The 21,895-nt window shown below is 73.2% G+C and carries 15 protein-coding genes; 11 read left to right on the top strand and 4 right to left on the bottom strand.

Annotated elements, in window-relative coordinates:
• The first annotated feature begins 21 nt into the window (after positions 1-21).
• Positions 22-3,072, top strand: coding sequence for an ATP-binding protein (locus tag ACFY60_RS00990; RefSeq protein ID WP_388608177.1), 3,051 nt, complete (start codon positions 22-24; stop codon positions 3,070-3,072).
• 21 nt (positions 3,073-3,093) lie between these two features.
• On the opposite strand, the gene ACFY60_RS00985 is transcribed toward ACFY60_RS00990, so the two are convergent.
• Together ACFY60_RS00985 and ACFY60_RS00980 are read right to left on the bottom strand one after the other, a co-directional pair.
• The gene (locus ACFY60_RS00985; protein WP_388607861.1) at positions 3,094-4,248 is read right to left on the bottom strand and encodes a PQQ-dependent sugar dehydrogenase; all 1,155 of its coding nucleotides are present in this window, start codon (positions 4,246-4,248) and stop codon (positions 3,094-3,096) included.
• 99 nt (positions 4,249-4,347) lie between these two features.
• A complete protein-coding gene (locus tag ACFY60_RS00980; protein ID WP_388607864.1) occupies positions 4,348-5,349 on the bottom strand; it encodes an aldo/keto reductase in 1,002 nt (333 codons plus the stop codon).
• Positions 5,350-5,424: 75 nt separating this feature from the next.
• Here ACFY60_RS00980 and ACFY60_RS00975 point away from each other — a divergent pair, with 75 nt between their 5' ends.
• From ACFY60_RS00975 to serA, 6 genes are all read left to right on the top strand, one after another.
• Entirely contained in the window at positions 5,425-6,387 is a 963-nt protein-coding gene (locus ACFY60_RS00975) for a 2-hydroxyacid dehydrogenase (protein ID WP_388607867.1), read from the top strand.
• Between the two features lie 1,026 nt (positions 6,388-7,413).
• On the top strand, positions 7,414-10,170 hold the full coding sequence (locus tag ACFY60_RS00970) for a putative bifunctional diguanylate cyclase/phosphodiesterase (protein WP_388608179.1): 2,757 nt from the start codon (positions 7,414-7,416) through the stop codon (positions 10,168-10,170).
• A gap of 228 nt (positions 10,171-10,398) precedes the next feature.
• Complete coding sequence (locus ACFY60_RS00965; RefSeq protein ID WP_388607869.1) at positions 10,399-12,252, top strand: acetolactate synthase large subunit; 1,854 nt, start codon at positions 10,399-10,401, stop codon at positions 12,250-12,252.
• Positions 12,253-12,284: 32 nt separating this feature from the next.
• Entirely contained in the window at positions 12,285-12,812 is a 528-nt protein-coding gene (gene ilvN, locus ACFY60_RS00960; RefSeq protein WP_388607871.1) for an acetolactate synthase small subunit, read from the top strand.
• 87 nt (positions 12,813-12,899) lie between these two features.
• Positions 12,900-13,901, top strand: a complete 1,002-nt coding sequence (gene ilvC / locus ACFY60_RS00955) for a ketol-acid reductoisomerase (protein WP_388607873.1) — start codon at positions 12,900-12,902, stop codon at positions 13,899-13,901.
• Between the two features lie 266 nt (positions 13,902-14,167).
• On the top strand, positions 14,168-15,757 hold the full coding sequence (gene serA, locus ACFY60_RS00950; RefSeq protein WP_309032629.1) for a phosphoglycerate dehydrogenase: 1,590 nt from the start codon (positions 14,168-14,170) through the stop codon (positions 15,755-15,757).
• Between the two features lie 120 nt (positions 15,758-15,877).
• Here serA and ACFY60_RS00945 read toward each other — a convergent pair whose 3' ends face one another.
• Positions 15,878-17,140 carry a helix-turn-helix domain-containing protein gene (locus tag ACFY60_RS00945; protein WP_388607875.1) on the bottom strand — a complete coding sequence of 421 codons (1,263 nt, stop codon included), beginning with the start codon at positions 17,138-17,140 and terminating at the stop codon, positions 15,878-15,880.
• Between the two features lie 193 nt (positions 17,141-17,333).
• Between ACFY60_RS00945 and ACFY60_RS00940 the strand changes: the two genes are divergently transcribed.
• From ACFY60_RS00940 to ACFY60_RS00930, 3 genes are all read left to right on the top strand, one after another.
• The gene (locus ACFY60_RS00940; protein ID WP_388607877.1) at positions 17,334-18,260 is read left to right on the top strand and encodes a proline dehydrogenase family protein; all 927 of its coding nucleotides are present in this window, start codon (positions 17,334-17,336) and stop codon (positions 18,258-18,260) included.
• 32 nt (positions 18,261-18,292) lie between these two features.
• A complete protein-coding gene (gene pruA / locus ACFY60_RS00935) occupies positions 18,293-19,924 on the top strand; it encodes an L-glutamate gamma-semialdehyde dehydrogenase (protein WP_388607879.1) in 1,632 nt (543 codons plus the stop codon).
• Between the two features lie 128 nt (positions 19,925-20,052).
• On the top strand, positions 20,053-20,289 hold the full coding sequence (locus tag ACFY60_RS00930; RefSeq protein WP_388607880.1) for a hypothetical protein: 237 nt from the start codon (positions 20,053-20,055) through the stop codon (positions 20,287-20,289).
• Here the strand turns inward: ACFY60_RS00930 and ACFY60_RS00925 are convergent.
• A complete protein-coding gene (locus tag ACFY60_RS00925) occupies positions 20,279-21,166 on the bottom strand; it encodes an alpha/beta fold hydrolase (RefSeq protein ID WP_388607882.1) in 888 nt (295 codons plus the stop codon). The genes ACFY60_RS00930 and ACFY60_RS00925 overlap by 11 nt on opposite strands.
• A 128-nt stretch (positions 21,167-21,294) precedes the next feature.
• Here ACFY60_RS00925 and ACFY60_RS00920 point away from each other — a divergent pair, with 128 nt between their 5' ends.
• Complete coding sequence (locus ACFY60_RS00920; RefSeq protein WP_388607884.1) at positions 21,295-21,831, top strand: GNAT family N-acetyltransferase; 537 nt, start codon at positions 21,295-21,297, stop codon at positions 21,829-21,831.
• Positions 21,832-21,895: the final 64 nt, after the last annotated feature.

The following is a 21,895-nucleotide window of genomic DNA, read 5'->3' as shown; positions in this document are numbered from 1 at the left end:
GAGGCGGCGGGTGGCTGTGCGATGCTCGGCGCCGTGGAGACCAGGTCCGTCAGCCCCGTCTTCGTCGGCCGCGCCGGCGAACTCACCGCCCTCACCGAGGCGCTCTCCCGCGCGACCGCGGGAGAGCCCCAGGCGCTGCTCGTCGCCGGTGAGGCGGGCGTCGGCAAGACCCGCCTCATCGAGGAGTTCCTGGCCGAGGCCGGCGAGCGGGGCGCGGTCGTCGCGGTCGGCGGCTGCGTCGAACTCGGCGCCGACGGCCTCCCCTTCGCTCCGTTCTCCACCGCCCTGCGCTCGCTGTGCCGCCTGCTCCCCGGCGAACTCACCGCCGCCGCCGCCGGCCAGGAAGGCGAACTCGCGCGCCTGCTGCCCGAACTCGGCGACCCCGGCGGCCACGACCCCTCCGACGAGGACTCCACCGCCCGCCTCTTCGAACTGACCGTACGGCTCCTGGAACGGCTCGCCACCGACCGCACCCTGGTCCTCGTCCTGGAGGACCTCCACTGGGCCGACGCCTCCACCCGGCACCTGCTCACCTACCTCCTGCGCACCCTCCGCCGCGGCCGGGTCATCGTCGTCGCCAGCTACCGCGCCGACGACATCCACCGCCGCCACCCGCTGCGCCCCCTCCTCGCCGAACTCGACCGGCTCCGCACCCTCCGCCGCATCGAACTCGCCCGCTTCACCCGTGCCGAGGTGCACCGCCAGCTCACCGGCATCCTCGCCGCCGAGCCCGACCCCGCCCTCGTCGACGAGGTCTTCGCCCGCTCCGACGGCAACGCCTTCTTCGTCGAGGAGCTCGTCGTCTCCCACACCTCCGGCTGCGCCGCGGGACAGCTCAGCGACTCCCTGCGCGACCTCCTCCTCGTCCGCGTCGAAACGCTCCCCGAGGACGCCCAGCGGGTCGTCAGGATCGTCGCCGAGGGCGGTTCCACCGTCGAGCACGGGCTGATCGCCGCCGTCGCCCGGCTCACCGAGGACGAACTCATCGAGGCCCTGCGGGCCGCCGTCGGCGCCAACATCCTCCAGCCCGTCCCCCACGGCGACGGTTACCGCTTTCGCCACTCCCTCGTCCGCGAGGCCGTCAGCGACGACCTGCTCCCCGGGGAGCGCTCCCGTCTCAACCGCCGGTACGCCGAAGCCCTGGAGGCCGACCCCGCGCTCGTCCGCGCCGACGAGCGGGCCACCCGTCTCGCCACGTACTGGTACCACGCCCACGACCCCGCCAAGGCCCTCCCCGCCGTCCTCCGGGCCGCCGTCGAGACCCGCAAGCGCCACGCGTACGCCGAGCAGCTCCGGCTCCTCGAACGCGCCATGGAACTCTGGGACGAGGTCCCCGACGACGTCCGCCGCTCCCTGCGCCCCGTGGACCGCGCGGACGCCTACCCTCCCCTCGTCTTCCACGCCGCCGCACCCGACACAGACCCCACCGCCACCCCCCTGTGCCACGTCGACCTGTTCGCCGAGGCCGCCGTCGCCGCCCGGCTCAGCGGGCAACGCGAACGCGCCCTCAAGATCGGCCGGACCGCCCTGCGCCTCCTCGACAGCGCGGACGAACCGGACCCCCTGCGCGCGGCCTGGTTCTGGACCGAACGGGCCCGCCTGCAGTCCAACCTCGGCCGCGGCGACGGCGCCGAGGAGATCGCCCGTGCCCAGCGCCTCGTCAAGGGGCTGCCGCCCTCCGCCGTGCATGCCGTCGTCCTCGTCACCGCCGCCGGCTGGGGCATGCTCCGGGCCCCCGGCCCCGAGGCCCTCGCCGCCGCCGAACAGGCCGTCGAGTACGCCCGGCTCGTCCGGGCCGAGGCCATCGAACTGAGCGCCCGCCTCACCCTCGGCACCATCCGGGTCGCCGCCGGCGACCGAGAGGCCGGGCTGGCGGAGATGGAGGAGGTCCGGGCGCGCACCACCCGGCTGGGCCACTTCCAGGAGGCCGCCCGCGCCCACATCAACATCAGCTCCGCCCTGGAGTCCCTCGGCCGCTCCCGCGAGGCCGTCGAACACGCCGAGGCCGGCATCGAACTCGCCCGCGCCCGCGGCCTCGTCGACAGCGCCGCCTGGATCCGCGGCAACAAGGCCGAGTCCCTGTTCTCCCTGGGCCGCTGGGACGAGGCCCGCGCCGAGTCGGAACTCCTCCTCTCCTCCGCCGGCAGCTCCAAGCCCCGGGGCTCCGCCTTCCTCCGGCTCGCGCAGATCGCCGCCGCCCGTGGCGAGACCCCCACCGCCGCCGGGCGGCTCGCCGAGGCTCGCGCCGTCTTCGGCACCCGCGACCCCATCCCGCAGTACACCCTGCGGGTGGCCCAGGTCGCGATCGCCCTCGCCGCCGCCGAGGGGCGCCTCACCGACGTACGCGCCGAACTCGCCGCCGCGGCCGGGGCGGGCTTCCCGCCCGGCACCCACCGCTACGGCTGGCCGCTCGTCCTCACCGCCGTCGTCGCCGAGGCCGAAAGCCGGGGTCTGCCCGCCGCCGAGGAGGGACGCGCGCAGGCGCTCGCCACCGTCCGCCGCTGCGTCCGGGCCCTCGCCACCCCCGCCCCCGTCTGGGCGGCCTACGCGCAACGGGTCTCCGAGGAACTCGCCCGCGCCGAGGGCCGCGACTCCGCCGCCCGCTGGGCCGAGGTCGTCGCCGCCTTCACCCCTCTCGAACGCCCCCACCAGCTCGCCCGCTCCCGCCACCGCCTCGCCGACGCCCTGCTCGCCGAGGGGGGCCGCCGCGAGGAGGCCACCGCCCTGCTGCGGGAGGCCCACGCCACCGCCGTGACGCTCGGTGCCCGCCCGTTCCGCGAGGAGATCGAACTCCTCGCCGCCCGGGCCCGCCTCTCCCTGGCCCCCGAGCGGCGCCCCCCGGCCCCGGCCGGGGCCGGTGAGGACGCCTTCGGCCTCACCCCCCGCGAACGGGACGTCCTGCGCCTGGTCGCCGCCGGACGCACCAACCGGCAGATCGCCGGGGAACTCTTCATCTCACCGAAGACGGCCGGCGTCCACGTCTCCCACATCCTCGCCAAGCTCGGCGTCGGCGGCCGGGGCGAGGCCGCCGCCCTGGCCCACCGGCTCCGCCTCCTCGACGGCCGCCCCTGACACCCCGGGCACGGCCGGCCCTCAGCCGACCTCCAGACGGAGAACTCTGTCGTCACCCGGCTCCGGCGTGCCCCGGGTGTCGGTCTCACTGGTGACCAGCCACAGCCGGCCGTCACCGCCGGCGAGCACCGTCCGCAGCCGGCCGTACTCGCCCGTCAGGAACGCCCGCGTCTCGCCCGGGGCTCCCGCCCCCGCCACCGGGACCCGCCACAGCCGCTCGCCCCGCAGCCCCGCCATCCAGACCGCGCCCCGCGCGAACGCGATCCCGCTCGGCGAGGCCTCCGCCGTCGGCCACTGGGCGACCGGATCGGTGAACCCCGGCCGCCCGGCCCGCCCCTCGACCTCGGGCCAGCCGTAGTTCCGCCCCGCCTCGATCCGGTTCAGCTCGTCGTACGTGTTCTGCCCGAACTCCGCCGCCCAGAGCCGGCCCGTGTCGTCCCAGGCCAGACCCTGCACATTGCGGTGGCCGTACGAATAGACCACCGAGCCCGCGAACGGGTTGCCGGGCGCGGGCCTCCCCTCCGGCGTCATCCGCAGGATCTTCCCGCCCAGCGAGTCCCGGTCCTGCGCGAGCCCCGTCTCGCCCGTCTCACCCGTCCCCGCGTACAGCATCCCGTCCGGCCCGAACGCGATCCGCCCGCCGTTGTGCACGACGCCCTTGGGAATGCCGGTCAGCACCGGCTCGGGGGCGCCGAGACGGTCCCCGGCCCCGCCCCCGTACCGCATGCGCACGACGCGGTTGTCCGAGGCCGCCGTCAGATACGCGTACACCCAGCCGTCCCGCACCGCGAGCCCCATGAGCCCGCCCTCACCGCCCGGGACGACCCCCGGCACCTCACCGAGCACCCTCTTCGCGCCCGTCCGGGCGTCGACCCGCGTCACGGTCCGCTCGTCGCGCGAGGAGACCAGCAGATCCCCGCCGGGGAGCGCGGCGAGCCCCCACGGGGATGCCAGCCCTTCGGTGAGCGTGCCCGCGACCGCCACCCGGCCCGGGGCGCCCGGCGGCGAACCGGAGGGCGCGGGGGAGGAACCGGAGGCGGACGCGGAGGCCGAGGCGGCCGGCGGGGACGGCGGCGCCGTGCCGGTCCCCGCGTCCCCACCTCCCGAGGAGCAGCCCGCCACCAGGACGAGGGCGGCGGCGCCCCAGAGGGCCTTCACAACAGCAGGACGGCTCATGGCGCGGTCCCCTTCGACGAGTCGGGCGGCATCCCTGCACCCTTGATACACCGCTCGTCCCCGGCCGGTTCCCGACCGCCGGGGCGCGCCGCGCCCCGCTCAGTCCCAGGACCCCCGGGGCGGCGGCAGCGCGTCGATCTCCGCCAGGTCCCGGGCCGTCAGCCGCAGTTCGGCCGCCCGCGCGTTCTCCACCGCCCACCGCTCCCGCTTGGTCCCCGGCACCGGCACCACGTGCGGCCCCTGGCCCAGCACCCACGCCAGGGCCACCTGCGCCGGTGTGACGCCGTCCCCGTGCCGCGCGGCCACCCGCCGCAGCCCGGCCACCAGCGGCTGGTTCGCCGCCATCATCTCGGCGGTGAACCGGGGATGGCGGGCCCGCGGGTCGTCCGGCTCGAAGCCGCCGCCCGGCGTCAGCGTCCCGGTCAGGAAGCCGCTCCCCAGCGGCATCGCCGCGAGGAAGCCGACGCCCCGCGCCCGGCACCACGGCAGCAGCCGCTCCAGCGCCTCCGGGGACCACACCGACAGCTCCGCCTCCACGGCCGCCACCGGGAAGACCTGCTGCACCCGTTCCAGCTGCCGGATCGTTCCCTCGTACGGATCCGCCCTCCCGCCGCGCCGCGCCGGCCGCGCGCCGACCGCGCACAGGCCCAGGGCCCGCACCTTGCCCGCCGCCACCAGCTCGGCCATGGCGCCCCACGTCTCCTCGACGGGCACCTCGGGATCCGCCCGGTGCAGCTGGTAGAGGTCGATCACATCCGTCTGCAGCCGCCGCAGCGAGGCGTCGCAGGCCCGGCGCACGTACCCCGGACGGCCGTTGGCCACCACATGCTGGTCACCGACCAGCAGACCGCACTTCGTCGACACGAGGACGTCCGCCCGCCGCTCCTTCAACACCCGCCCCACCAGCAGCTCGTTGGTGAACGGTCCGTACATGTCGGCGGTGTCGAGCAGGGACACCCCGGCGTCGAGCGCCGCGTGCACGGCCCGCAACGAGCGGTCCCCCCGCTGCTGCGACCGGCTGTACCCCCAGCTCATCGGCATGCACCCCAGGCCGACCGCCCCCACGTCGAGCGCCGTCGCCCCGATAGTCCTGCGCTCCACCTGCCGGTACCCCTCCCTGTGCCGTCCCCCAAAGTAACCAATGCCGTACGGGATTCTTCGCATAGCCTCCCGGTCATGACATGCGAACCGAACACCGCCGACGTGTGGCTTCCGATACCCGCGGACGAGATCGACGGGCTCCCCGAGCCGGAGGCGTCGGGACTGCGCTACCGCTTCTGGGACGGCGGACCGGACTTCCCGGCCGACCCGGCGCACTGCGCCTTCTACGTCGTCCCCTACATGAAGGGTTCGGAGATCGCCGTCCGGCCGCTGGCCGCGATGACCTCCCTCCGGGCGGTGCAGACGCTCTCCGCGGGCATCGACCACGTCACCCCCGGTCTCGGCTCGCTCCCGCCCGGTGTCTCCCTGTGCAACGCCAAGGGCGTCCACGAGGCCAGCACGGCCGAGCTCACCCTCGCCCTGATCCTCGCCTCCCTGCGCGGCATCCCCGGCTTCGTCCGCGGCCAGGACGCCGAGGAGTGGCGGGCCGGTTTCTACCCGGCGCTCGCCGACAAGTCGGTGCTCGTCGTCGGGTACGGGTCGATCGGCGCGGCCATCGAGGACCGGCTCGCGCCGTTCGAATGCGCCCGGGTGGTGCGCGTCGCACGCTCGGCGCGCACCACGGCGCGCGGGCCGGTGCACCCGTTCACGGAACTGCCCGCGCTGCTCCCCGGCGCCGATGTGGTCGTGCTCTCCACTCCGCTCACGCCGGAGACCCGGCACCTGGTGGACGGGGACTTCCTCACCCGGATGAAGGACGGCGCCCTGTTGGTCAACGTGGCCCGCGGCCCGGTCGTGGACACGTCCGCCCTGCTCAAGGAGGTCGAGACGGGGCGGATCACGGCCGCGCTCGATGTCACCGACCCCGAGCCGCTGCCGGCCGGACACCCCCTGTGGCACGCACCGGGGGTCCTGATCAGTCCCCATGTGGGCGGTTCCACTTCGGCTTTCATGCCGCGCGCCAAGCGGCTGATCGCGGAACAGCTGCGGCGGTTCACGGCGGGGGAGGACCTGGAGAACGTCCTGCTGACCACCTGAGGTTCGGCGCGGCCCCCGTCCTGCCTGTTCGGGGCCGTGCGCGCCCCCGGCGCGCGCCCCTCACAAGCCCCCAGTCAGTCACGCAGAGTGCTCTTGCCCTGTCCCTGAGTGACGGTCCTGGTGTATCGTCCCGGAAAGGGGGACTGCGTCGAGTACGAGCTGACGCCGGGGAGCGACGTGACGGGACATCAGATTCCGAGGGGGGCGACGGGTGACGTACGGCCGAGGGACCGACGGTCCGGCGCGGCGACGCCGCAGCCTGCGACCCTTCCACCACGTGCTGCCGGGCTCGCGCCCACCGTGCCGGACCAGCCCGCCTCCCACCCCGGGGAACGCCTCCCCGGTGCGGCGCCCTTCGCCGCCGGTCCCGCCACCGGCACCGCGGCTCCCGTTCTCCCGCCCGCCGGACCGACCGCCGGCGCGGACCCCGGGCGAACCGGGGAGCCGGGCCCGGAACGCGGCCGGGCGCGCGCCGGAGGGGCCCGGCCGGCCCTCGACGCGGCCCCGGGCCCTGGCCCCGGCACGGACCTCGTGCCCCTGCCCGGGCCGGCCCTGCGGCCACCGCCCGGCGATGCCTCCGGCCCGGCCCGGGACACCGGCGCCGGTGCCGTACCGGGGCCGGACGGGCCGCACCGCGCTGCTGCCCCACCGGGGCCGGCCGCGCCCCGTCGTACCGGAGCCGCACCGGAAGCGGACGCGCCCCACCGCGCCGGCGGCCACGCTCCCGGTGGTGGTGACGAGCCGCCCGTGTACCCGCATCACCGGTCCGGCCGCGGCGCACGGGTGCCGGAGGCCGCGGTGAGCGCGCCCGGGGCGCTCGTCGGGCGCGGGGCGGCCGGGGGCGACCACGGCCCGGGCCGCCCGGCGCACGGGGAGGCCGGAACCGCCCCGCCGGACCACACGCACCTTCCCCGGGGCGGCCACGCGCGCGCCGGGCATCCCCACCCGGGGTCGGCGCCCGCGCACTCCCGGTCCGGCCCGTGGCGCCCCCTGCCGGGCGCGGGGCACCCCGAACCGGGCCACCCGGTGACGGGCGGGCTCGTCGCCCAGGTCACCCTCGGCCTCGTGTGCGCCGCCTACACCACCGGCGCCGCGCTCGGCTGGGGCTCGCACCGACTCGCGTACATCATGGGCGACTTCGGCCTGAGCGCCGCCGCGCTCGCCGCCGCCGTCTCCTGCTTCCTCTACGCCCGCGGCCACCGCGGCGGCTCCCGCCCCGCCTGGCTCCTCTTCGCCTTCTCCTCCCTCATGGCCGCCTCCGGCAACGCCGTCTGGGGGTGGTACGAGGTCGTCCTCGGCCAGGAGGTCCCCGAGTCCTCCGTCGCCGACCTCTTCTTCCTGCTCTTCGCGCCACCCGCCATCGTGGGCCTCCTCGTCCTCGCCAAGAAACCCGTCACCCGGGCCGGCTGGGTCTGCCTCGGGCTCGACGCCTGGCTCATCGGCGGCTCGCTGCTGACCCTCTCCTGGAGCCTCGCCCTCGCGCACACGGCCCACTTCCAGGGCGAGCCGGTGTGGCAGGCCGCGCTGTCCCTGGCGTACCCGCTGCTCGACATCGCCCTCGTCAGCATGGTCCTGGCCCTGCACTTCCGCCGCTCGCCGGCGAACCGCTCGGCGACCAACACGGCCATCGCGGCCCTCGCGCTGACCGTCCTGTGCGACGCGATGTTCACCTCTCCCCTGCTCCGCGAGAACTACGCCTCGGGCCAGCTGCTCGACGCCGGCTGGTTCGCCGGCTCCCTGCTGCTCGCCTACGCCCCCTGGGGCGTGCGCCGCCTCCCGGACGGCGGGGCCGCCGCGCGCGGCCAGCGGCTCCAGAGCCGGCCCGTCGCGGGCTCGCTCGCCGCCCTCACCCCGTACCTCGCCGCCGCCGTCTGCACCCTCGGCATCCTGTACAACGTGGTCGAAGGACGCCGGGTGGACCGCGTCGTCGTCCTCACCGGCTGCACCGTCGTGCTGGCCCTCGTCGTACGGCAGGGCATCATGCTCCTCGACAACATCGCCCTCACCCAGGAGCTGGCCCACAAGGAGAACCACTTCCGGTCCCTCGTGCAGGGCTCCAGCGACGTCATCATGATCGCCGCCCCGAGCGGCATCCTGCGCTACGTCAGCCCGGCCGCCTCCGGGGTGTACGGGCGGGACGCCGAGGAGCTCATCGGCACCGAACTGGCCGCGCTCATCCATCCCGAGGACCTCGGCGGCGTCGTGCACGAGGTGCGGCGCTTCCTCGCCGCCTCCCCGGCGGAGGAGCCCACCACCCGGATCGAGTGCCGCTTCCGTTCCGGCCGCGGTGACTGGCTCAACGTCGAGTCCACCGTCAACCGCCACTCCGGCGGCCTGCTGTTCAACAGCCGGGACGTCACCGAACGCGTCCGGCTCCAGGCCCAGTTGCAGCACAACGCCGAGCACGACCCGCTCACCGACCTGCCCAACCGGGCCCTGTTCACCCGGCGGGTCCGGCAGGCACTCGGCGGACGCCGCTCCTCCGACCCCGGCACCGCCGTCCTCTTCATCGACCTCGACGGCTTCAAGGCGGTCAACGACCGCCTCGGCCACCAGGCCGGCGACGACCTCCTCGTGCAGGCCGCCCGCCGCCTCCAGGAGTCCGTACGGGCCGGGGACACCGCCGCCCGCCTCGGCGGCGACGAGTTCGCCGCCCTCATCCTCGGCGACGGCACCCGCGACCGGGACGCCCGCGAGAGCCAGGTCCACGAGATCGCCGACCGGCTCCGGCTCACCCTCTCCCAGCCGTACCGCGTCGACGGCGGCGACGAGGTGCGGGTCGCCGCCTCCATCGGCGTCGCCTTCGCCGAGCCCGGCCTGAGCGCCGGGGACCTCCTGCGCAACGCCGACCTCGCCATGTACCGCGCCAAGGCCGGCGGCAAGGACCGCGTGGAGCTGTACCGGCCGCACATGCAGGCCGAGGTCGTCCGCAGGTCGGAACTGGCCGCCCGGCTGCGCACCGCGCTCGACGACGGCGAGTTCGCGCTGCTCCACCAGCCGGTCGTGGACCTCGCCACCGGCCGGGTCTCCGCCGTGAGCGCCCAGGCCCGATGGCGCTCCTCCCAGGGCATCCTCTTCACGCCCGCCGAGTACCTCCGGGTGACCGACGACGGCGCGCGCACCGCCGAGCTCGGCCGCTGGCTCCTGGAGGAGGCCGTGGAGCAGGCCGCCGAACGGGCGGGCATCGGCCACCGTGCGCCCGTCTCCATCCGGCTCTCCGCGAGCCGCCTCCTCGACCGCTCGCTGCCCCTGGGGTCCGTCGAGTCGCTGCTCACCCGGCACGGCCTGCCCTCCGGTTCGCTGATCATCGAACTGGACAGCGACGACCCCGGCGTCCCGCTCGACGAGCTGGAACAGCGGCTCGTCACCCTGCGCCGCCTCGGCGTGCGGATCGCGCTCGACGGATTCGGCAGCGGACATGTGGCGATCAACGCCCTCCGCAGGCTTCCCGTCGACATACTGAAGCTGGACCGGGGCCTCGTCGAGGGCGTGGTCGAGTCCGCCCGGCTGCGCAAGATCACCGGCGGGGTGCTCCGCATCGCCCGCGACCTCGGGCTCCGGACCGTCGCCGAGGGCGTCGACGTCCCGGAGCAGGTCCTGGCCCTGCGCGCCATGGGCTGCACCCATGCGCAGGGCATGGCCTTCGCGGGCCCGCTGGACGAGTACCGGCTGCGCCGAGCACTCGTCCGGGGGGAGTACCCGCTGCCCGGGACGGTCACCGTTCCTGTCGGAAACCGTCCCCCGATCCGCTCAAATAATGAGACGCCTGTCCCACCCACTTGACAGTGGTGAGGGGTGAGCGGGAGGGTCAGTGCCATGCGCACCCGAATTCTCGTACTTGGACAGCGCGTCGGCTGAGGCAGGCCCGGACAAAGGCCCGCCTGAAACGCACCCGACGCGCTCCCCTCGCTTGCCTCCCGGCACGAGGGGTTTTTTGTTGCACCGGCTCACGCCGAAGTCGGCACGAAACCCCGCAAAACACCTCGCACAAACCCTCTGCTTCGAGAAGAGATGCTGATGACCGAGCAGGCCACCGGGCACCATCCGCAGCCGCGGCCCCGTAGCGGCGGCCAGACCGCCTCCACCGTCGAGCACGTCACGGGTGCGCAGTCCCTCATCCGTTCTCTCGAGGAAGTGGGCGCCGACACCGTCTTCGGCATCCCCGGCGGCGCGATCCTCCCGGCCTACGACCCGATGATGGACTCGCAGCGGGTGCGCCACATCCTGGTCCGCCACGAGCAGGGCGCCGGCCACGCGGCCACCGGCTACGCCCAGGCCACCGGCAAGGTCGGCGTCTGCATGGCGACCTCCGGCCCCGGCGCGACCAACCTGGTCACGCCCATCGCCGACGCCCACATGGACTCCGTCCCGCTGGTGGCGATCACCGGCCAGGTCGCCTCCAAGGCCATCGGTACGGACGCCTTCCAGGAGGCGGACATCTGCGGCATCACCATGCCGATCACCAAGCACAACTTCCTGGTCACCAAGGCCGAGGACATCCCGCGGACCATCGCCGAGGCCTTCCACATCGCCTCCACCGGCCGCCCCGGACCGGTCCTGGTCGACATCGCCAAGGACGCCCTCCAGGCGAAGACCACGTTCAGCTGGCCGCCGCAGACGGACCTGCCCGGCTACCGCCCGGTGACCAAGCCGCACGCCAAGCAGATCCGCGAGGCCGCCAAGCTGATCACCGCCGCCAGGCGGCCCGTCCTCTACGTCGGCGGCGGCGTGATCAAGTCCGGCGCCACCGCCGAGCTGAAGGTCCTCGCCGAGCTCACCGGCGCACCCGTCACCACCACCCTGATGGCCCTCGGCGCCTTCCCCGACAGCCACCCGCTGCACGTCGGCATGCCCGGTATGCACGGCGCGGTCACCGCCGTCACCGCGCTCCAGAAGGCCGATCTGATCGTCGCCCTCGGCGCCCGCTTCGACGACCGCGTCACCGGCAAGCTCGACAGCTTCGCCCCGTACGCCAAGATCGTCCACGCGGACATCGACCCGGCCGAGATCGGCAAGAACCGCGTCGCCGACGTCCCGATCGTCGGTGACGCCCGCGAGGTCATCGCGGACCTGGTCCAGGCCGTCCAGGCCGAGTACAGCGAGGGCAACAAGGGCGACTACACCGCCTGGTGGAGCGACCTCAACCGCTGGCGCGAGACGTACCCGCTCGGCTACGACCTGCCGGAGGACGGCAGCCTCTCCCCGCAGCAGGTCATCCAGCGCATCGGCAGGCTCGCCCCCGAGGGCACGATCTTCGCCGCCGGCGTCGGCCAGCACCAGATGTGGGCCGCCCACTTCATCGACTACGAGCAGCCCGCCACCTGGCTCAACTCCGGCGGCGCCGGAACCATGGGCTACGCGGTCCCCGCCGCCATGGGCGCCAAGGCCGGCATGCCCGAGCGCACGGTCTGGGCGATCGACGGCGACGGCTGCTTCCAGATGACCAATCAGGAGCTCACCACCTGTGCCCTGAACAACATCCCGATCAAGGTCGCCATCATCAACAACGGCGCCCTCGGGATGGTCCGCCAGTGGCAGACCCTCTTCTACAACCAGCGCTACTCCAACACCGTCCTGCACTCCGGCCCGGAGGACGTCAACCCCGAGGCCAAGGGCACCCGCGTCCCGGACTTCGTCAAGCTGTCCGAGGCCATGGGCTGTGTCGCCCTGCGCTGCGAGGACCCCGCCGACCTGGACAAGGTCATCGAAGAGGCCAACGCCATCAACGACCGCCCGGTCGTGATCGACTTCATCGTCCACGAGGACGCCCAGGTCTGGCCGATGGTCGCCGCCGGCACCTCGAACGACGAGGTCATGGCCGCCCGGGGCGTCCGCCCCGACTTCGGCGACGGCGAAGACGACTGACCCAGGCAGAGCGAGAAGGAAGAGACCCACCCATGTCCACCAAGCACACGCTCTCCGTCCTCGTCGAGAACACGCCCGGCATCCTCGCCCGGATCGCCGCCCTGTTCTCCCGTCGCGGCTTCAACATCGACTCGCTCGCCGTCGGCATCACCGAGCACCCCGACATCTCCCGCATCACCATCGTGGTCAATGTCGAGGACCTGCCGCTGGAGCAGGTGACCAAGCAGCTCAACAAGCTGGTCAACGTCCTGAAGATCGTCGAACTCGAGCCCAGCGCCGCGATCCAGCGCGAGCTCGTCCTGGTGAAGGTCCGCGCCGACAACGAGACCCGCTCCCAGATCGTCGAGATCGTCCAGCTGTTCCGCGCCAAGACCGTGGACGTCTCGCCCGAGGCGGTCACCATCGAGGCCACCGGTTCGAGTGACAAGCTCGACGCGATGCTGAAGATGCTGGAGCAGTTCGGCATCAAGGAGCTCGTGCAGTCCGGCACGATCGCCATAGGGCGGGGCGCCCGGTCCATCACGGACCGGTCCCTGCGGGCCCTCGACCGCAGCGCCTGACCGTTCCGCCTGACGAGACCCGAAGACTTCCCTTCCCCCTCCCGCCGTACGGTGGGACGCAACACCAGCACACCAAGGAGAATCCCAGTGGCCGAGCTGTTCTACGACGACGACGCCGACCTGTCCATCATCCAGGGCCGCAAGGTCGCGGTGATCGGTTACGGCAGCCAGGGCCACGCCCACGCGCTGTCGCTCCGTGACTCGGGTGTCGACGTCCGCGTCGGTCTGCACGAGGGCTCCAAGTCCAAGGCCAAGGCCGAGGAGCAGGGCCTGCGCGTGGTCACCCCGGCCGAGGCCGCCGCCGAGGCCGACCTGATCATGATCCTGATCCCGGACCCGATCCAGGCCCAGGTCTACGAGGAGTCGATCGCCCCGAACCTGAAGGACGGCGACGCCCTCTTCTTCGCCCACGGCTTCAACGTCCGCTTCGGCTTCATCAAGCCCCCGGCCGGCGTCGACGTCGCCCTGGTCGCCCCGAAGGGCCCGGGCCACCTGGTCCGCCGCCAGTACGAGGAGGGCCGCGGCGTCCCCGCGATCGCCGCCGTCGAGCAGGACGCCACCGGCAACGCCTTCGCGCTGGCCCTGTCGTACGCCAAGGCGATCGGCGGCACCCGCGCCGGCGTCATCAAGACGACGTTCACCGAGGAGACCGAGACCGACCTCTTCGGCGAGCAGGCCGTCCTCTGCGGTGGCGCCAGCGCCCTGGTGAAGGCCGGCTTCGAGACCCTCGTCGAGGCGGGCTACCAGCCCGAGATCGCGTACTTCGAGTGCCTGCACGAGCTGAAGCTCATCGTGGACCTCATGTACGAGGGCGGCCTGGAGAAGATGCGCTGGTCCGTCTCCGAGACCGCCGAGTGGGGCGACTACATCACCGGCCCGCGCGTCATCACCGACGCCACCAAGGCCGAGATGAAGAAGGTCCTCACGGAGATCCAGGACGGCACCTTCGCCAAGAACTGGATGGACGAGTACCACGGCGGTCTGAAGAAGTACAACGAGTACAAGACCCAGGACGAGAAGCACCTTCTGGAGACCACCGGCAAGGAGCTGCGCAAGCTCATGAGCTGGGTGAACGACGAGGAGGCGTAAGCCTTCCGGGTGGGGGCCGGACACACCGTCCGGCCCCTTGCCGCATGCTTGGACACGCCGTCCAACCACGGACGGGTGATCCTTCCACGGAGGCGTACGAGCGGCGCCGACGCACCACTACACTGCTCAACAAGATACGCGTCAGGCCCACAGCGTCGTGCGCTTTCACGCGGCAAGCCCCTCCACCGCCTGCGGCCGTCGGGACGGCCGTCACCCCCGGAGCGCCGGCGCGCACGGGAGGGATCCCCAGACCTGTGAGGACTCACGTGAGCTCGAAACCCGTCGTACTCATCGCTGAAGAGCTGTCGCCCGCCACCGTCGACGCGCTGGGCCCGGACTTCGAGATCCGGCACTGCAACGGCGCGGACCGCGCCGAACTGCTGCCCGCCATCGCCGACGTGGACGCCATCCTGATCCGCTCCGCGACCAAGGTCGACGCCGAGGCCATCGCCGCCGCGAACAAGCTGCGCGTCGTCGCCCGCGCGGGTGTCGGTCTGGACAACGTCGACGTGTCCGCCGCCACCAAGGCCGGTGTGATGGTCGTGAACGCCCCGACCTCCAACATCGTCACCGCCGCCGAGCTCGCGTGCGGTCTGCTCGTCGCCACCGCGCGCAACATCCCGCAGGCCAACACCGCGCTGAAGAACGGCGAGTGGAAGCGCTCGAAGTACACCGGTGTCGAGCTGAGCGAGAAGACCCTCGGCGTCGTCGGCCTCGGCCGCATCGGCGTGCTGGTCGCCCAGCGCATGTCCGCCTTCGGCATGAAGATCGTCGCGTACGACCCCTACGTGCAGCCGGCCCGCGCCGCCCAGATGGGGGTGAAGCTGCTGGCCCTGGACGAACTCCTGGAGGTCGCCGACTTCATCACCGTCCACCTGCCGAAGACACCCGAGACCCTCGGTCTCATCGGTGACGAGGCGCTGCGCAAGGTCAAGCCGTCCGTCCGCATCGTCAACGCCGCCCGCGGCGGGATCGTGGACGAGGCCGCGCTCTACTCGGCCATCAAGGAGGGCCGGGTCGCCGGCGCGGGCCTCGACGTGTACGCGAAGGAGCCCTGCACGGACTCCCCGCTGTTCGAGCTCGACCAGGTCGTCTGCACCCCGCACCTCGGCGCCTCCACCGACGAGGCCCAGGAGAAGGCCGGTATCGCCGTGGCCCGCTCGGTGCGCCTGGCGCTCGCGGGCGAACTGGTCCCGGACGCGGTCAACGTCCAGGGCGGCGTCATCGCCGAGGACGTGAAGCCGGGGCTGCCGCTGGCCGAGAAGCTGGGCCGGATCTTCACCGCCCTCGCGGGCGAGGTCGCGGCCCGGCTCGACGTCGAGGTCTACGGCGAGATCACCCAGCACGACGTCAAGGTGCTCGAACTCTCCGCGCTCAAGGGCGTGTTCGAGGACGTGGTCGACGAGACCGTCTCGTACGTCAACGCCCCGCTGTTCGCGCAGGAGCGCGGCGTCGAGGTCCGTCTGACGACGAGCTCGGAGTCCCCCGACCACCGCAACGTGGTCACCGTGCGCGGCACGCTCTCGAGCGGCGAGGAGGTCGCGGTCTCCGGCACGCTGGCCGGCCCCAAGCACCTCCAGAAGATCGTCGCGGTCGGCGACTACGACGTGGACGTCGCGCTCGCCGACCACATGGTCGTCCTGCGCTACGAGGACCGCCCGGGTGTCGTCGGCACCGTCGGCCGCATCCTCGGTGAGGCCGGTCTGAACATCGCGGGCATGCAGGTGGCGCGCGCGGAGGAGGGCGGCGAGGCGCTCGTCGTGCTCACCGTGGACGACACCGTCCCGGCGGCGGTGCTCGCGGAGATCTCGGCGGAGATCGGCGCCGCCTCGGCCCGCTCGGTCAACCTGATCTGACGCCCGCCCGCGGGCGTTCCGTACCCGGTGGGCCGGTCATCCCTCGTCCAGGGAAGTCCGGCCGCCGGGTACGGTGCTGTCCGGGGCCGCGAGCGCCGGTGGAGCAGGGCGGACGGTCCGTCAGAGCCGCGCCGCCTTCAGTGCCATGTGCAGCAGCAGCCGGTCCTCTCCGGCGTCCAGGTCGAGTCCGGTGAGCTGTTCGACGCGGGAGAGACGGTAGTAGAGGGTCTGGCGGTGGATGCCGAGGGCGGTCGCCGTGCGGCCCGCCTGGCCCGCGTGGTCGAGGAACACCTCGGCGGTACGGGCGAGTTCGGCGTGCGACGGGGCGAGCAGGGCGCGGACCGCCGGGTCGGGCTCCGCGGCGGGCAGGGCGGTGAGCATCCGGTACGGGCCGAGGGCGGCCCACTCCGCGAGCGGGCCCAGGTGCGGCTGGGCGGTCGCGGCGCGGGCGGCCGAGGCGGCCTCGCGCCAGGACACGTCGAGCTCGGCGAGCCCCCGCCGGGGCGGGGCGATCCCGGCGACGCCCGCGCCGGCCGTACCGCGCAGCCGTCCGGCCGCCGCCGTGGCGGGCGCCAGGTTGTCGGCGGACCGCAGCCGCACGAGCACGGCGAGCGCGCGGGCCGCACCGCCCCCGGGCACGGCCGGCCCCGAGGCGTGCGGGCCCGGATCCCCGCCGGCGACGGCCGGCGCGCCGGGGGAGCGGCGGCGGGGCGCGGGGCCCGCCGCACCGGGGCCCCGGAAGGAGCCGGCCGGAGGCGTCCACGGCAGGGTGCACAGGGCGGCCGCGCCCGGCACCGTACGGGGGGAGGGGGAGTCCTCGCCGGGCCAGGGTGCCAGGCACAGCAGCGCGTGCAGGCCCTCCGCGTCCGGGCCGAGCGCGGTCCGCAGGGCGCCGAGCGCCATGTCGTACTGCCAGCCCCGCTCCGCCGTCAGGGCGGCCCGCAGCTCGCGGGAGAGGTCGGTCCCGGCGCGCTCCTCGTCGGCGAGCAGCTCACCGATCCGGGCGGCCACGTCCATCGCCGCGCCGAGCTGCGCGTGGGAGGGGCCGGGCTCGGCGTCGAGCAGCCAGACGTAGCCGAGGACGACCCCCCGGTGCCGTACGGGGAGACAGACGCGGCCCCGGAAGACACCCGCGTCCGGCGCGGCCGGGATCCGGACCGGGCCGGTCGCCCGGGTGATGCCGAAGCCCTCGAACCAGGCGCGGACGGCCGGGGTGGACTTCCGGGTCAGGATCGACCGGGTGCGGACGGGGTCCATGGCGCTGTCGTCGTCGCTGTCGTGGGCACCGAAGGCGATGAGCCCGAAATCGCGGTTCTCCAGGGTCGCGGGGGCGCCCAGCAGCGCCGAGATCTCGTCCACCAGCTCCTGGTAATCGCCCTTCACGGGCCCATTCTCGCACCCGGCGCGGCCTCTTTCAGACAGATGTCTGAGAGGCGGGCCACGGATGCGTGACAGCTGTAGATGGCGGACGATCGGAGCGATCCTTAGGTTTCACGGTGGTTCTCCGTGCTGTTCCCGGTTCGTTCCCTTGTTCCGGTTACGGCCCCGTTCTGACATCTGCCCCTGGAGGTGCCCCGTGCTGGGTCCCGTGATCCTCGCCGCGTCGCGCAGCGACAAGATGCGCCGTTTCGTGTCGGCCGCGCCCGGGACCAAGCAGGTCGTGGCACGCTTCATCGCCGGCGAGACGGTCGACGACGTCGTCCCGATCGTGCGGGACCTGAGCGAGCGCGGTCTGGAGGTCACCCTCGACGTCGTCGGTGAGGACATCACCACGGTCGAGCAGTCCCACGCCGCCCGCGACGCCTACCTGGAGCTGATCGGCCGCCTGAAGGAGCTGGGCCTCGGCGAGCGCGCCGAGATGTCGGTCAAGCTGTCGATGTTCGGCCAGTCCCTGGAGGGCGGCCACGAGCTGGCCCTCGCCAACGTCCGCCCGGTCGTCGCGGCCGCCGCCGAGATCGGCACCACGGTCACCCTGGACGCCGAGGACCACACCACCCTCGACTCGATGTTCGCCATCCACGAGGAGCTGCGGAAGGACTTCCCGCAGACCGGCTGCGTCATCCAGGCGTACCTCTTCCGCACCGAGGCGGACGCCCGCCGCCTGGCCGCGAACGGCTCCCGGGTGCGGATCGTGAAGGGTGCCTACAAGGAGCCCGCCTCCGTCGCCCTCCAGGACAAGGGCGAGATCGACAAGGCCTACGTGCGGATCATGAAGATCCTGATGGAGGGCGAGGGCTACCCGATGATCGGGTCCCACGACCCCCGCCTGGTCTCCATCGGCCAGGAGCTGGCCCGCCGCGCCGGGCGCAAGATGGACGAGTACGAGTTCCAGATGCTCTACGGCATCCGCACCGAGGAGCAGAACCGGCTCGCCGCCGAGGGCCACCGGATGCGGGTCTACACCGCCTACGGCACCGACTGGTACGGATACTTCATGCGCCGCCTGGCGGAGAAGCCGGCCAACCTCCTCTTCTTCGTCCGCTCCATCCTCACCAAGGGCTGAGCCCCCACCCCTCCGAAGGAGTATCGAGACTCATGGACGCTGTGACCCAGGTCCCCACTCCGGTCAACGAGCCGGTGCACGGCTACGCCCCCGGTTCGCCCGAGCGCGCCCGTCTGGAGGCCAAGCTCAAGGAGCTGGCCGACAACCCGCGCGAGCTGCCGATGACCATCGGCGGCGTCAAGCGCATGGGCGGCGGTGACGAGTTCAAGGTCGTGCAGCCGCACAACCACAGGTCCGTCATCGGCACCTTCCGCGCCGCCACGGAAGCGGACGCCCAGGACGCCATCGACGCCGCCCTGGCCGCCGCCCCGGCCTGGCGCGCGATGTCCTTCGACGACCGCGCGGCGATCATCCTGCGCGCCGCCGAGCTGCTCGCCGGCCCCTGGCGCGAGACGCTGGCCGCCTCCACCATGCTGGGCCAGTCGAAGACCGCCCAGCAGGCCGAGATCGACACTCCCTGCGAGCTCGTCGACTTCTGGCGCTTCAACGTGGCCTACGCCCGTCAGATCCTGGCCGAGCAGCCGCCGGCCAACTCCCCGGGCGTCTGGAACCGCCTCGATCACCGCCCGCTCGAGGGCTTCGTCTACGCGATCACGCCGTTCAACTTCACCGCCATCGCGGGCAACCTGCCCACCGCCCCCGCCCTCATGGGCAACGTGGTGGTCTGGAAGCCGTCCCCGACGCAGACCCACTCCGCCGTGCTCCTCATGGAGCTCCTGGAGGAGGCCGGCCTGCCGAAGGGCGTCATCAACCTGGTGACCGGCGACGGCATCGCCGTCTCCGAGGTGGCCCTGAACCACCGCGACCTCGCCGGCATCCACTTCACCGGCTCGACCAAGACCTTCCAGCACCTGTGGAAGACGGTCGGCAACAACATCGAGAAGTACCGCTCCTACCCGCGGATCGTCGGCGAGACCGGCGGCAAGGACTTCGTCGTCGCGCACCCCAGCGCCGACCGCGCGATCCTGAAGACCGCGCTGACCCGCGGCTCCTTCGAGTTCCAGGGCCAGAAGTGTTCCGCGTCCTCGCGCGCGTACATCCCGGCCTCCCTCTGGAACGACGGTTTCAAGGAGGAGTTCGCGGCCGAGGTCGACGGCATCAAGATGGGTGACGTCACCGATCTGTCGAACTTCATCGGCGCCGTCATCGACGAGCGCTCCTTCGCCAAGAACAAGGCCGCGATCGACCGTGCCAAGGCCGACCCGAGCTGCACGATCGTCGCCGGCGGCACCTACGACGACTCCGAGGGGTACTTCGTGCGCCCGACGGTCATCGAGTGCACCGACCCGGAGAACGAGGTCTTCAAGGCCGAGTACTTCGGTCCGATCCTCGCGGTGTACGTGTACGAGGACGAGAAGTACGACGAGATGCTGACGCAGATGGAGTCGGTCTCGGACTACGCGCTGACCGGCTCGGTCATCTCCAACGACCGCGCCGCCGCCGCGTACACGATGGAGAAGCTCCGCTTCGCCGCGGGCAACTTCTACATCAACGACAAGTCCACCGGCGCCGTCGTCGGCCAGCAGCCCTTCGGTGGCGGCCGGGCCTCCGGCACCAACGACAAGGCCGGTGCCCCGCAGAACCTGATGCGCTGGACGCTGACCCGCGCCATCAAGGAGACGCTGGTCCCGCCGACCGAGTACGGCTACCCGCACATGGGCTGACGCCCGCCGGCCGCGTGAGCGGCCCCTGACCACCGCCCCCCTCCTGGACCCCCAAACCAGGACGGGGGCGGTTCTCGTGCGGCGGGCTTACGCTGCTGGGAGGGGGTCGCGCGGCGAGGAGGAACGACATGCCTGGTTCGACGACTCTCGGCCCCGGACACGGGGTCGACGCGATCGACCACCCGGACGCGCAGCGGCTGGCGTCCGTGATGCGGGAGCTGCACGGCCTGCTGGTCACCCCGGGGCCGGACAGGCTGACGGACGCGCAGGTCGCGGCGGTGAGCGGCGGCGCCGCACAGGACCGTGAGGCGTTCACGGCCTGGGTGGAGCGGGTGGTCGGCCGGCTGGAGGAGGCTACGGCCTGACGACCCGGCGCTCCAGGAACCCGTCGACCAGTTCGGCGATCAGCGGGGCGTGGGTCTCCAGGGCGAAGTGGCCGGTGGGGAGGAGATGGATCTCGGCGTCGGGGAGGTCGCGGCGGAAGGCCTCGGCGCCGGCCGGGACGAAGATCTCGTCGCCCTCGCCCCAGACGGCGAGGAGCGGCACCCGGGAGGTCCGGAAGTACTCCTGGAAGGCCGGGTACAGCGCGAAGTTGGAGCCGTAGTCGGCGATCAGGTCGAGCTGGATCGCGTCCTGGCCCTCGCGGGCCATGAGGGCCGCGTCGTGGTGCCAGGCGTCGGGGCTGAGCAGCTCTCGGTACGCGTCGGGGACGCCGGTCTCGTACTGCCACCGGATCCCTTCGAGGGAGCGGATGGCCCGGACGGGCGCCTCGGTGGCGGGCGTGCGGCCGGCGAGGAGCGCGAGGAGCGGCGCCCAGGCCGCCGCGCCGAGCCCCTCCTCGTAGGCGTTGCCGTTCTGGGTGACGATCGCCGTGACCCGCTCGGGGTGGGCGAGGGCGAGCCGCAGGCCGATGGGCGCGCCGTAGTCCTGGACGTACAGCGCGAACCGGTCCAGGCCCAGGGCCTCGGTGAACGCGGACGTCAGGGCGGCCAGCCCGGCGAAGGTGTACGGGAAGGCGTCGGCGGAGGGCGCGTCGCTCCGGCCGAAGCCCAGGTGGTCCGGGGCGATGAGCCGGTAGCGGTGGGCGAGGCGCGGGATCAGGTCGCGGAACATGTGCGAGCTGGTGGGGAAGCCGTGCAGGAGCAGCAGGACAGGGGCGTCCGCCGGTCCCGCCTCGCGGTAGTGGAGCGCGTGGCCCCGGACGGTGACGGAGCGGTGGCGGACGGGCTGAACGGAAGTCACGGCTAACCCCTCAAATCCATTTCAGTGGTTGAGGCTTGATTCGACCAGGCAGGCTCTAACCTGTCAATTGGTGATGAGCGGTTAAATTTCGCGGGAAAGGGAGGGGGTGCTGTGGAAGGCTGGTCGGCATGACCGTGACGACCGCGCCCACCCACGAGCTCGGGGCGGCCCGGCTCACCGCCGTCCGCGCGCTGCTCGACACCGCCTTCGACGGCGACTTCTCCGACGAAGACTGGGACCACACCCTGGGCGGCGTCCACGCCTGGATCGAGGACGAACACGGCCTCGCCGCGCACGGCTCCGTCGTCCAGCGGCGCGTGCTGCACCGCGGACGCTCGTACCGCGTCGGGTACGTCGAAGGCGTCGCCGTCCGCGCCGACCGCAGGCGGCAGGGGCTCGGCGGGGCGGTGATGGCGGCGCTGGAGCGGGTGATCGACGGGGCGTACCTGTTCGGCGCGCTGGGCGCCTCCGACGACGGCGCCGCGCTCTACCGGGCGCGCGGCTGGCAGGTCTGGCCGGGCCGTCTCGAAGCCCTCGGCCCCGCCGGTGTCGTCCACCTCGCCGAGGAGGAGGGCTTCGTCTTCCTCCGCCCCGCCGGGACCCGGCCCCTGCCCGACGCGGCCGCGCCCCTGGTCTTCGACTGGCGGGACGGCGACGTGATGTGAGGGCGGCGGAGGGCCGGCGCGCGGCCGCCCGGCTTCGCCCCCGGGGCCCGCCCGTCCCGCGCCG

Origin of the sequence: Streptomyces sp. NPDC012827, from assembly GCF_042900905.1 — a bacterium.
GTDB lineage: Bacteria > Actinomycetota > Actinomycetes > Streptomycetales > Streptomycetaceae > Streptomyces > Streptomyces gulbargensis.
The sequence above is the reverse complement of the archived record's forward strand: the minus strand, read 5'-3'. Positions and strand labels throughout refer to the sequence as shown.